The organism is Prosthecobacter sp. (assembly GCF_044378005.1).
GTDB lineage: Bacteria > Verrucomicrobiota > Verrucomicrobiia > Verrucomicrobiales > Verrucomicrobiaceae > Prosthecobacter.
The window spans coordinates 1-11,373 of sequence record NZ_JBILYB010000054.1 but is presented as its reverse complement, the minus strand read 5'-3'; the positions used below and the strand labels follow the sequence as shown (position 1 = coordinate 11,373).

Here is an 11,373-nt window from a genome sequence, read left to right as displayed (position 1 = left end):
CTGGCTGTTTTATCTAGTCTCCACCTCGTCCGTCTTTTCGCGCTCGATCCCTGCAGCGCTTGGGCCTGAGATCGTGGAGTGAGCCGCGTGAAATGAGGCATTCTTGGGGGCTTTTGAGCAGTTGCCAGACCCCGGTCTCCCCTGAGGCTAGCTTTCCAAGGTTCCATATTTTCACTCAATCAAACCCAGGAGGAACGTGCCATGGCAGGGTTGGTCGCGCAGCGTAAACTTGTTGGCATCAGCACTTTCGGAGGCTGTAGGCGGAAGGAGACGCAGAGACTGGGAGATGGGGTTCGCTGTAGAGCGAGTTTGAAACTCGTACACTGGTGTCGCGAGTTTATAACTCGGGGGAGTATGGGCGAGATGCCATCTCACCCCACCCGCTTACGACTGCAATGTCGTGCGACGATGAGGCCGCGACCTCACTGCCGCCGCAGCGGCCCGCCGGGACGCGCTTCGGTGAGCTTGTCTTCGTGGATCACGGGCACGCCATTCACCAGCACTTCGGCAAAGCCCACCGAGTAATGATGCGGGTCATTGAAGGTGCTCGGGTCCGCGATCTTTTCAGGGTCAAAGATGACCACGTCGGCAAAGCCACCCGGCTGGAGCACACCGCGATCCTTGAGACCAAAGGTCTGCGCGGGCAGCTTCGTCATGCGGCGGATGGCTTCCTCCATGGAAAGCACTTTCTGTTCACGGACATAGCGGGCGAGGATGCGGGCATTGTTCCCATAACTGCGAGGATGTGGGATGTCCTCGCCAAGCTTTCGCGGGCCGCCATCACTGGCGATCATGGTCAGCGGATGTTTGAGGAAGGCGGTCACGTCTTGCTCATCCATGCCGTGGAAGATGCCACTGCCGCCGCCGCGCTTCTCGATGTCCAGCAGCAGCTCGATCTGATCTGCGAGTGAATCACTGCCGCGCACCTTCTTCGCCGCTTCGGGAATGGTCAGGCCATTGAGTGAAGGATCGGCGACGAAGCGCGCCACGACGGCGTAACTGTAGTCCCTGCGTCCGTTGCGTTTCAGGATCTCCATCATGCCTTCGATGGTCTTTGCCTTTGCCTGAGGGTCTGCCAGACGTGCGGCGTAGTCCTCCCGCGTGCCTTCGAGCGATCTATCGGGGATGGTTTGCCGCAGGCCGGTGCTGGAGGCGGTGTAGCCGTAGAGATCATGAGTGATCTCCAGCCCCTCCGCGCGCGCTTTATCGAGGAAGGCCAGCACCTCCGCCGTCTTGCCCCAGGCTGCGGGGCCGGAGAGTTTAATGTGGCTCAGCTCGGCACGCACTCTGGCCTCGCGAGCGATGCGAGTGAACTCATCCAGCGCCTCGAAGATGCGCAGCGTCTCATGCCGGATGTGGCTGGCATACACGCCGCCGTGACCCGCCACCACCTTCGCCAGCTCGATGATCTCGTCCGTCTTGGCAAATGAGCCCGGCACATAGATCAGCCCGGTGCTCATGCCTACAGCTCCGTCCTTCATGGCCTGATCCACAAGCCGCTTCATGGCCGCGAGCTGCTCATCACTCGGCGCACGAATGAACTTCCCGCCCATCCCTTGCTCCCGCACCGCACCGTGACCGATGAGCGTGGCGACATTCAGCGTCATGCCCGCCTTGCTGATCTCGTCAAAAAACGCCGCAACGTCCGTGCGCGACATGCCGCAGTTCCCCGTGATGATCGTGGTCACGCCCATGCGGAGAAAGTTTTCCGCCGCTGGCACCTCGCTGATTTTTTCCGAGTGCGTATGCACGTCGATGAAACCCGGCGCGACCACTTTGCCGCCTGCATCAATGACTGTCTCCGCCGTGCCGGAAACCTCCCCCATCGCCACGATGCGCCCAGCTTTAATCCCCACACTGCCAGCCTGCGCCGCCGAGCCTGTGCCATCGACGATGCGCCCATTCGTGATGAGCACATCAAAGTCAGCCGCGAGGGCAGAGTGAATGAGGCCGAGGAAAAGAAAGAGCCGGAAGTGCATGGGATCAGTTCTTTCCATGCTGAGAACGAATCACCGGCGCAAGCCACTTCGCCGTCTCATCGGCGATCACGTTATAACCGGCGAGATTCGGGTGGCGGTCCCCGGCCCAGCCGGGGAGGTGGCCAAAGACGCCGTCGAGACGATTGTCGAGCACGACAACTTTTGGGTCGGCCTCAGGCTGAATGTAAGGCGTGGCAAAGGCGCGCAGATTCTCGGGGATCTTTGAGAGCGGGAAGCGGCGGTAGTTGAGGCCATCAGGATTCTTCTTTAACTCGGCGAGGTAGCGCGGCGCGATGTCAAAGAGCGTGAGCTTTTCATCGGCGGCGACCTGCCGCACCAGGTCATTGATCGCATCGGGCGATTTGTCTGTGTAATAAGGTATCGCCGTCATCGGGATGAGCATCGCCTTCGGATGATCCTGGCGGAGGCGGGCGAGCAGCTCCTTGAAGTCTTTTGGGAAGGCATTTTTGAAGTCTTTGACCCTCGCCTGATCATTGATGCCATAGCGGATGAAGATGTAATCGGCCTGCGGTTTCGTCTTCACCGCCTTGTCATAGCGCGTGTCCAGCAGGCGGCGGATGTATTCGCCGCTGACGCCTTCATTATAGACATCGGCGGGTGGCAGATCAGGATTGGCAGCCAGGAGGATACGCAGGGTGTCCTCGATCTGCGGCTCAGAAGGAGCCATCTTCTTCGGAATGCTGGCCTCCGTGGTGCTGTCACCGAGCAAGATGATTTGCAGGCGTTTTTTGCCCGCCGTGGCATCGCTGAAAGCAAAGGGCTGGCCGCCGATGAACTGATCCGAGGTGATGGTGGGGCAGATGAGCCGCTCCACATGCTGCGTGAAGAGCTCCGTGCCGCGTGTGTGGCTCACGAAAGGCCAGCGGGCGGGATTGTACATCGTGTCGGTCATGTCGCGCATGAGCACGACATGTTTCCCGTTCTTCGCCATCTGGCGCAGGCCAAACGGGCGGCCACTGACGCACATATTCAAATGCACGCCCATGAGGATGATATTGTCGATGTTCTTCGATTCGAGGAGATTCCAGATCTCCACGCCGCTGTCGCTGATGGCATCCTTGTCCTGGTCGATGCGCAGCGTGTCGATTTGCTTCGTCCACGGTGCTTTCGGATTGAGGCCCTTGGCTTCGAGTTCCTTGGCCCAGGCAGCGTGTTTAACCAGATCGTCGTCTTCACCACCATCGGATTGATCGAGCGGATACACCGACTGCTCCTCGGCGGGGATTTGTTTGCACCAGTCGCCGATCTTGTCCGGCAACCGTGCTGAGGCAGGCGCAGTCTTCGCACGTTCGCGTGCCGGAGTGCCTTCGTAAGGCTTCATGCACGAACTCGGCGCATGGATGATGAGCACGCCGTCTTTGCGCGCCTTTTCCAGCACCTCATTGAAGCGCGGGGCCATCTCGCCTTCGCGAATCACCGCGTTTTTGCAGTGATGCAGATCCCACATGTCACACACGATGATGGCTGTGAGAGAAGGCAGCCATTGCTCCTTCACCAAAGTCGCCCGGCCAGCAGGTGAGCGTGATTGCAGGGTGAGTGAAAGCGGCGTTTCAGCCGCCAAACTGGAGATGACGAAGAAAATAAAGGTGAAGAGGCGCATGTGACTCATACGCCACCCGCATCATGGCATTTGCCAACGAGGCCAAAACAAGGCTACAAAGCCCCCCAAATGAAACGCTGCCTGCTCTCCCTGCTGCTCTCCATCCACTCACTGCACGCTCTCGATCTTCCACCAGGTGGAGCAGATGTGCGTGGTGATTCGCCTTTGCAGGCGAATGCTTCACCGACGGCGGGCAAGGTGGAATCACTCACGCTCGGCAAGCGCGTCACGATCACGAAGGATGATCGTGCGAAGGCTTATGCGGCGCAGTTTACGGCTCCGGTTTCGGCGGAGATCGCGAAGAAGGAGCGAGTGCTGGCAATCATCAAAGCGCGTGTCGTGGGCGCGGAGGCATCCGGCGAGGTGGAGGCGAAGCTCCAGCTCAAAGGCGCACCCTACACTTCATTCGGGCCGACGATTGGTGTGGGCATTCATCGCGAGTGGACGGAGCAACCGGTGGTGTTTGTGACGGACGATGCAGTGCCTGCGGACAAAGCGGCGGTGGTGCTGCTGTGCGGGCACAAGGAGCAAAGCATCGAGGTGGAGAGCATCCGCGTGCTGAAGTATCCGGCGACGATGGAGGTGGCCTTGTTTCCAAAGGCGAAGCCCATTAAACGCACTTACGCGGGCCGCGAACCGAATGCGCCGTGGCGCAAGGCGGCGATGGAACGCATCGAGCAGCATCGGAAGAAAGATTTGTCGATGATCGTGAAAGACACTGACGGCCAGCCGCTGGCGGAGACGGAGGTGAAACTCTCGCTGAAGCGTCACGCCTTTGGTTTCGGCTCCGCCGTGGTGGCGAAGCGTTTCAGCAGCGAAAGCGAGGACGACCGCCGCTACCGCGAAGTCGTGGAAAAGCTCTTCAGCATCGTCGTTTTCGAAAATGATCTCAAAGACGGCAACTGGGGTCCTGATTTCGACGAAGGCCGAAAAGCCAAACGCAACGAGGAGATCGACACAGCCTTCCAATGGCTCGCTGAGCGGCACATCGACGTGCGGGGGCATTACCTCATGCAGGTGGCCACGCCCTTCAATCTGCACGACATCAAGGACAACGCCGTGATCCGCCAGCGCACACTCGACAGTGTGAAGGAGCGCATGGCCTTTGTGAAGGATCGAGTGATCGAGTGGGATGTGATCAATCACCCCATCGCCTGGGGCGGTGCGGACATGCTGAACAAGCGTCCCGGCCTCGAAACCCTCGACCGCGAGGTCTTCACGCTGGCACGCACGTTCACGAAGCTGCCCTTCTTCGTTAACGAAGATCAGATCTTCCGTCCCGGTCCGCAGTGCGATGACACATTCTCCTACATCGAGAAGCTGAACGCCAATGGCTTCAAGGTCGCGGGCCTCGGCAATCAAGCGCACTTCCACGAGAGCTACCTGCCTTCTCCTGAACATCTGCTGGCCGTGACGGATCAATTTGCAAAGATCGTGCCGCATCAGTCCATCACCGAATACGACATCGTGACCACCGAGGACGAGGAACTGGCCGCCGACTACACACGCGATGCGCTCATCGCCGTCTTCAGCCATCCGGCTTACACGAGTTTTCTGCTGTGGGGCTTCTGGGAAGGCTCCCACTGGAAGCCGGAGGCCGCGTCCTGGTCCAAAGACTGGAGCATCCGCCCTCGCGGCGAGGTTTTGGAGGAATGGATCGGCCGCAAGTGGCACACGGAGGTCACCTTGAAGACCGACGCGAAGGGCAAGGTGGCGTGGCGTGGTTTCCCCGGATGGTATGAGGTCACGGCAAAGGGCCAGAAGCCGGCGCTATTACAGCCGCAATGATCCACATGGGACGCAACCTTGTGGAATGACCGAAGTTGAAACACGACCACTTATGAACTCAAGTATTCATCCTTTCCATATCCCGCAAAGCCGCCGCAAGCTGCTGCAAAGCCTGCTCTTCACCACCGGCGGCATCATCACCAGCAGCGTGTATGCTGAGGCGCTCACGCTGACACCTCGTGCGACGGAAGGTCCGTATTACCCGGACCATCTGCCGCTCGATCAGGACAATGACCTGACGCAGATCGTCGGTGGCAAAGCACCTGCGAGTGGCATCGTGACTGAGTTCGGAGGACGCCTGCTCAATGTCGATGGCAAGCCGATCTCTGAAGCGGTAATCGAACTCTGGCAGGCGGACAACAACGGCTGTTACATCCACAGCCGTGGCACGCAGAAAGGCAAGGAACGTGATCCGCAGTTCCAGGGTTTTGGCAAGATCACGACCAACGAGAAAGGCGAGTATCGCTTCCGCAGCATTAAGCCCGGCCTCTACACCGGACGCACGCGGCATTATCACATCGCCGTGATGCAAAACGGCAAACGCATGCTCACCACACAGCTTTATCTGGCGGGCGAGCCGCAGAATGAGAAGGATGGCATCCTGAAAAGCATCCGCGACGAAGCTCAGAGACTCTCGGTCATTCGCGAGTTCAAACCCGCCAACGATGGCCTGGTGGGAACCTGGGACATCGTGATCGGCATGACTCCGGAAGATCCTGAAAAGCGTCGCAAGGGACCACCGCCCGGACCACGTCCGGCGCAGTGATCAATCCAGCTTCTTGTGCATCTCGTGGACTTTGTTCGCGATGCGGTCCTCCACGCTCTCCGCCCATCCGGCGGCGGCCTCGTAGCCTCCTTCCTTGAGCACGCGGAGGCTCGGCATGTAGCCGGTGTAATCGTTTGAGTAGCCAGCGACCCACACACCTGCCTCACCGGCAAACTCGCGCTTGAAGCGGAGGGAGTAATCGACAACGACCTCGCTGCCGAGTGTGATGAAGGTGAGATCCTTGCCGATCTTGATGACTTGAACGGGATAGGGATGTGGCTCGCGACCAGGCTTTGCATAGTCGAGGATGATCTCTTCATAAGCGGCTCGAATCGGCCCAGCGACAGGCCGTGGATTGACGACGAGCGCCATCTCGACTGCATTCGAAAGCGAGCGACCATGCTGCATGGAGAGTTCGAGATCGGTGACACCAGGCACCACATCGCTGCGGCGTGGATAGGGGTTTTGATCCGCACCGCAACCCATCAAAAACAACGCGGTGAAGCCAGGGCGATGCTCCTGGAGGTATTCTTGAGCGAAGCCTGCGTAGTCGCCGCAATAATTGTAAAAGCCGAGGCTCGTGTTGTGGCAGGCATAGCCAAAGAGCGTGGCCTTCAGCGTGCCATCAGGTGCTTCCACGCGCAGCGCAGGCACCTCGTGATCCACGGGGCCGTTTGGATTCGGAGCCTTGTTCGCGTTCGGATGATCCGTCGGCAGCGTGTAGTCACGGCGGCGGTTCATGGCAAAACCACAGCGCGCTTTGTTCCAGGTCAGCCGCGCTGGCTGCACGTCGGCGATTGCCTTGCCGATGATCCCGACGATGTCGTTTTGCAGCTTCTGCGTGTAGTCCCAGGAGTCTTTGATGCGTGGATTTTCGAGATCTTTTTCCGTGGGCGGCGTGCTCCGCAATGAGGGTCCGCTGTGCGTGTGTGAGGCGTTCATGACCAGATTGGCCTGCGGCAGTTTGAACTCTTTCTCGGCCCGCTCAGCAACGGCATGTCGCATTGCTTGCGGCACACCGATGAGATCGAGAGTCACAAACACGAGCTTGTGGCCCTGTTCATCTTCAAGAGCCAGAGCCTTGGCAAAGAGATCCTGCACTTTGCCAACGGCGGGCGTTTTACGCGAAGCATAACCAGCCATGAAGAGCAACTTCTGTGGAGTTACTTTGGCCACAGCCACACCGACCTTCCAAGTCGCAGGCACATGCGGTGCGATGGATTTCGGCGCTTGCGGTGGAGACAAGGGCGTGGCCCCAGGTGGAGCGGCGATGGCGGTGACCGCAAGCAGGGATGAGAGGAGGTGAAGAACTCGCATGTGCCAAATACGCAGCGAGAATCCGTTTCTTGAGAGTGCTCGACGGCAGAAAGGTTGAAGGTGGCGGCTCGTTTGCTTGCACCCACCCTGAATATGCACGCTCTCCGTTTCCTCCCTGTCCTCGCCGCTACAATCATCACACCTGCTTTTATCCACGCTGAAATTACCGTGAAGAGCGGTGAGAAGATCGCTTTTCTCGGTGACTCAATCACAGCGGGAGGCTGGGGCAATCCAGCGGGCTATGTGCGGCTCGTGATCGCGGGATTGGAGGCGAATGGGATCAAGGCCGAGCCGGTTCCGGCAGGCATCGGCGGCCACAAATCGGATCAAATGCTCGCCCGACTCGACAAAGATGTGCTGAGCAAAAAACCGCAGTGGATGACGCTGAGCTGCGGTGTGAACGACGTGTGGCATGGCCCGCGCGGCGTGCCGCTGGATGAGGCGATGGCGAAGAGCGGCACCTATGACGAGAAGGTCGGCACGCGCGGCACCTACAAGAAAAACATCACTGCAATCATCGACCAGGCGACCGCCGCTGGCGTGAAGCCAGTGATGCTGACCGCGACGGTGATTCAGGAAAACCTCGCCAGCAAAGAGAACGGCCTGCTCGCACCTTACAACGCCTTCCTCCGCCAGCTCGCGAAGGAGAAGAACATCCCGATGGCCGACCTGTATGCGATGTTTGAAGAACGCATCAAGGCGGAGAACAAACCCAACGTCAAAGTGCTCACCAGCGACGGCGTTCACATGAATGGCGAAGGCAATAAGCTCATGGCCATCGGCGTGCTGAAGGCTTTCGGCCTCAACGAAGCCGAACTCGACAAAGCGAAGTCCTCCTGGCCCGCACTCGAAGTCGCCGCCGTGGAGTTTGCGAAAAAGCAGGCCGAAGCGCGCGCCAAAGCCGCTGCGGAGAAGGCCAAAGGCACTCCCGCACCGAAGAAGAAGTGATCGAAGCTTCATTCCCAAGATCATGCGGTTCATTATCTTCCTTTTCAGCGCTCTAGTGCTTCATGCCGAGGACATCACTTGGCTCGTGAACTACGATGGCAAAGCGTTGCCTGATTCGACATGGACCGCAGTCGGTAAACCCAACGCGACGCTCGAAGCCGATGGCCTGCGCTTGATCGACGATGGCAAGGAGTTCGCGCACTACCGCGCCGCTTGGAAAGGGAGCCCCGATGACGAGATCATCGTCGAAGCCACGGTGAAAGCCGACACCATCACGGGATCACAACCGAAGAAGCCCGCGACATCGCTTTGGCCCTGGCGCGATGGCGCGCCGGTGATGGTGCAGGTCAGCGATGGCAAGCATCAGGACGGACTCGTGATCTTCCCCGCGCAAGCCACGAGCTTCACGGATCGCTTCGTCCCGATGGACACGACGAACCGCTTCCACACCTACCGCCTAGTCATTCGCGGCACGGACATGGAGATGTGGGTCGATGGCGTGAAGAAGGTGGAGGGCCAGGGCGCTTTCTGGAAGCCTGCGGACTCGCCGGAGCCGTTCATTCAATTTGGATCGAGCGCAAAGACCGCCACGGGCGATGCCTTGTGGTCCAGCGTGAAGCTCGGCGTGCGCAAAGCGACTACCACTCCTGCCAAAGCCCCGATCAAGCTCACCGTCAGCGAGCCTTGGGAGATCAAGCGCGACGACATCCGCCAGACGCGGCCTTATCTTTATGACATGGGCAAAGGTCTGCTGCTCATGAGCGTCGCCCAAGGCCCCGATGCCTTCTACGAGCCGTATGGGCTGCTCAAATCGACCGACGAGGGCAAAACATGGACACCCATTCCCGGACTCGACAAACTCGACACCACGCCGCTGCCATGCCTGCGTCGTCCTGATGGCAGCATCCTCGCCGTCTCACGCTGGACGCGCACGCAACCGGATGGCCGAGTCACGGGCAAAACGGTGCACCTCAATGCCGATGCGACGAGCTTTGAGATGATCGACAACGAGATCCTTTTGCCGAAGGAATTCACCAACGAGTCCAAAGGCGATCAAATCATCTGCGAGCGCCACATTTGGAACGATGCCGATGGTGGCGCGACGATGGTCGTGTGGAGTCGCAAGGCTGTGAAATTGCCCGATGGCCGCAACAACACCGTGCGCATGTCCCACCTCATGCGCAGCACCGATGAAGGCAAAACCTGGACCTACTTCAGTACCGTCGGACCCGGCGGTGAGCCTGCCGTGTGCCGCCTCAGCGCCACCGAGCAAACCGCCGTCATTCGCGGAGATCGCAACAGCCGCATGAAGCAGATGTTTTCCCACGACGCCGGCAAGACCTGGACAAAGCCCGTCGAACTCGAAGTCGGCAAGGTCCTCCCCGACCTTGTGCTCATGAGCAACGGCGTGCTCGCCTGCGCTTATGGACGTCCAGCTAGTTGCCTCATGTTCAGCCTCGACGGCGGCCAGACATGGCCCGTGCATCACGTCATCTCTGAAAAAGTCGGCTTCAACTACACCAGCATCCGCGAGATCAGCCCAGGCCGGCTGCTCTACATCCACGATGCGCCGAAGATGACCTGTATGTATGTCGATGTGGAGGTGGTGAAATGAGACGCCTGCCTCTCCTCCTCGCTCTCATCTCCAGCGCCTTCGCCGAACTCACACCCAGCGAGCGCGAGCTGATGAACCAGCTCGGCCCCGGCACCCCGGAGCCGATTTTGCTCTGGCCGGACAAGGCGCCGCAGTTCCTGGAAAACGCCGAGCCGGAGGTCATCAAGGACAACCAGACCATCCAGAACGTCTCGGTGCCCACGATCACGCCCTACCTGCCACCGAAGGACAAGCGCAACGGCATGGCCATTGTCGTGTGTGCCGGTGGCGGCTATGGCGGGCACGCTTGGAAGACGCACGTCGTGTATGCCGCTGAGGTCTTCAATCCGATGGGCGTGGCCGTTATCGGCCTCAAATACCGCACGCGTCCGCCGCATATTCTGCCCCACGAAGGCATCCTGGCGCTTACCTTGCTCGATGCGAAACGCGCCATGCGCCTCGTGCGTCATCGCGCCGCCGAATGGGGCATCGATCCGGCGAAAGTCGGTGTCGCGGGCTATTCCGCGGGTGCGAACCTCGCGATGAATCTCGCCGCGAACTTCGATCTCGGCGATCCACAGGCCACCGATCCCATCGAGCGCCTCAGCAGTCGTCCCGATTTCGCCGTGGGCCTCGGAACGTGGCATTGGCGGAAGCCGGAGAACCCTTTCGTCTTCAAAGCGAACTCGCCGCCCGTTTTTCTCGTCCACGCCACTACCGACAAGCCCATCGAGATCGCCACGAACATCGTCGCCGACTTGAAAAAGCTCGGCGTGCCCGCTCGGCTCGATCTCCACGAAGAAGGCGGCCACGGCGTCGGCAATCTCATCCCCTCCCGCGTGAAACACAATTTCCCCGGTGCCCAGTGGCCGAAGGTGCTCGTCGAGTGGCTGGGGAGCTTGGGGAAGAAACCCTGAAGATCAGGACAGAGGAATGGGGACAAGGGAATGAACTTCATATTCCTCTGTCCCCATTCCTTTGTCCAAAGCCTGCTCGACGACCCAAGGAAAGGCAGCTGCTTATGTCCACGCTTTTGCGACTGACTTGGCTGGTAAAAGATGAGGGGTAAAAAAGGGGAGCCCCTGTTTTCTGATCTTTTACCCCCAATCTTTTACCAGCCACCCGCCGAAGTGACTCCCAGCTCCACAGTCAGCGCGGCTCGAGAGGTCGGCCTCAGCCCCCTTGCCTCGCCGGAAAGCCCATGAACCCGGATTCGACAGAAGAATGGGGACAGGAGAATGGATTCGCCGGATTCTTTTGTCCCCATTCTTCTGTCGATGCTGCTGAGCTTGATTCCTGAGTGGCTCGACCCTTCCGAGGTGCGTCAGGAGGTCTGAGCCTGGCGCGAGAGGCTTCCCTG

8 protein-coding genes are annotated in these 11,373 nt (G+C 59.5%); 5 read left to right on the top strand and 3 right to left on the bottom strand.

Annotated features, from left to right (window positions below):
- Positions 1–422: 422 nt before the first annotated feature.
- Both AC6FTP_RS12445 and AC6FTP_RS12440 read right to left on the bottom strand, forming a co-directional pair.
- Entirely contained in the window at positions 423–1,979 is a 1,557-nt protein-coding gene (locus tag AC6FTP_RS12445; protein ID WP_497207244.1) for an N-acyl-D-amino-acid deacylase family protein, read from the bottom strand.
- A 4-nt stretch (positions 1,980–1,983) separates the two neighbouring features.
- Entirely contained in the window at positions 1,984–3,600 is a 1,617-nt protein-coding gene (locus AC6FTP_RS12440) for an SGNH/GDSL hydrolase family protein (RefSeq protein ID WP_497207243.1), read from the bottom strand.
- Between the two features lie 69 nt (positions 3,601–3,669).
- Here AC6FTP_RS12440 and AC6FTP_RS12435 point away from each other — a divergent pair, with 69 nt between their 5' ends.
- Positions 3,670–5,388 carry an endo-1,4-beta-xylanase gene (locus AC6FTP_RS12435; RefSeq protein WP_497207242.1) on the top strand — a complete coding sequence of 573 codons (1,719 nt, stop codon included), beginning with the start codon at positions 3,670–3,672 and terminating at the stop codon, positions 5,386–5,388.
- Between the two features lie 52 nt (positions 5,389–5,440).
- Positions 5,441–6,154 (top strand): dioxygenase family protein, encoded by a 714-nt coding sequence (locus AC6FTP_RS12430; protein ID WP_497207241.1) that lies wholly within the window; start codon positions 5,441–5,443, stop codon positions 6,152–6,154.
- Here the strand turns inward: AC6FTP_RS12430 and AC6FTP_RS12425 are convergent, their stop codons facing one another.
- Positions 6,155–7,471: a neutral/alkaline non-lysosomal ceramidase N-terminal domain-containing protein gene (locus AC6FTP_RS12425; RefSeq protein WP_497207240.1), complete on the bottom strand. Its 1,317-nt coding sequence runs from the start codon at positions 7,469–7,471 to the stop codon at positions 6,155–6,157. It abuts the gene before it with no gap.
- Positions 7,472–7,564: 93 nt separating this feature from the next.
- On the opposite strand from AC6FTP_RS12425, the gene AC6FTP_RS12420 reads away from it, so the two are divergent.
- From AC6FTP_RS12420 to AC6FTP_RS12410, 3 genes are read left to right on the top strand one after another with little or no spacing between them, the layout of a single operon-like run.
- Positions 7,565–8,419 carry an SGNH/GDSL hydrolase family protein gene (locus tag AC6FTP_RS12420; RefSeq protein WP_497207239.1) on the top strand — a complete coding sequence of 285 codons (855 nt, stop codon included), beginning with the start codon at positions 7,565–7,567 and terminating at the stop codon, positions 8,417–8,419.
- A gap of 22 nt (positions 8,420–8,441) precedes the next feature.
- On the top strand, positions 8,442–10,034 hold the full coding sequence (locus AC6FTP_RS12415; RefSeq protein WP_497207238.1) for a sialidase family protein: 1,593 nt from the start codon (positions 8,442–8,444) through the stop codon (positions 10,032–10,034).
- Positions 10,031–10,930, top strand: a complete 900-nt coding sequence (locus AC6FTP_RS12410) for an alpha/beta hydrolase (RefSeq protein WP_497207237.1) — start codon at positions 10,031–10,033, stop codon at positions 10,928–10,930. Before AC6FTP_RS12415 ends, AC6FTP_RS12410 begins: the two co-directional genes overlap by 4 nt.
- Positions 10,931–11,373 lie beyond the last annotated feature (443 nt).

Bases quoted from the DNA above. Each gene is read 5' to 3' on its own strand.
- AC6FTP_RS12445 (WP_497207244.1), bottom strand. From the start codon at position 1,979: ATGCACTTCCGGCTCTTTCTTTTCCTCGGCCTCATTCACTCTGCCCTC.
- AC6FTP_RS12440 (WP_497207243.1), bottom strand. From the start codon at position 3,600: ATGCGCCTCTTCACCTTTATTTTCTTCGTCATCTCCAGTTTGGCGGCT.
- AC6FTP_RS12435 (WP_497207242.1), top strand. From the start codon at position 3,670: ATGAAACGCTGCCTGCTCTCCCTGCTGCTCTCCATCCACTCACTGCAC.
- AC6FTP_RS12430 (WP_497207241.1), top strand. From the start codon at position 5,441: ATGAACTCAAGTATTCATCCTTTCCATATCCCGCAAAGCCGCCGCAAG.
- AC6FTP_RS12425 (WP_497207240.1), bottom strand. From the start codon at position 7,471: ATGCGAGTTCTTCACCTCCTCTCATCCCTGCTTGCGGTCACCGCCATC.
- AC6FTP_RS12420 (WP_497207239.1), top strand. From the start codon at position 7,565: ATGCACGCTCTCCGTTTCCTCCCTGTCCTCGCCGCTACAATCATCACA.
- AC6FTP_RS12415 (WP_497207238.1), top strand. From the start codon at position 8,442: ATGCGGTTCATTATCTTCCTTTTCAGCGCTCTAGTGCTTCATGCCGAG.
- AC6FTP_RS12410 (WP_497207237.1), top strand. From the start codon at position 10,031: ATGAGACGCCTGCCTCTCCTCCTCGCTCTCATCTCCAGCGCCTTCGCC.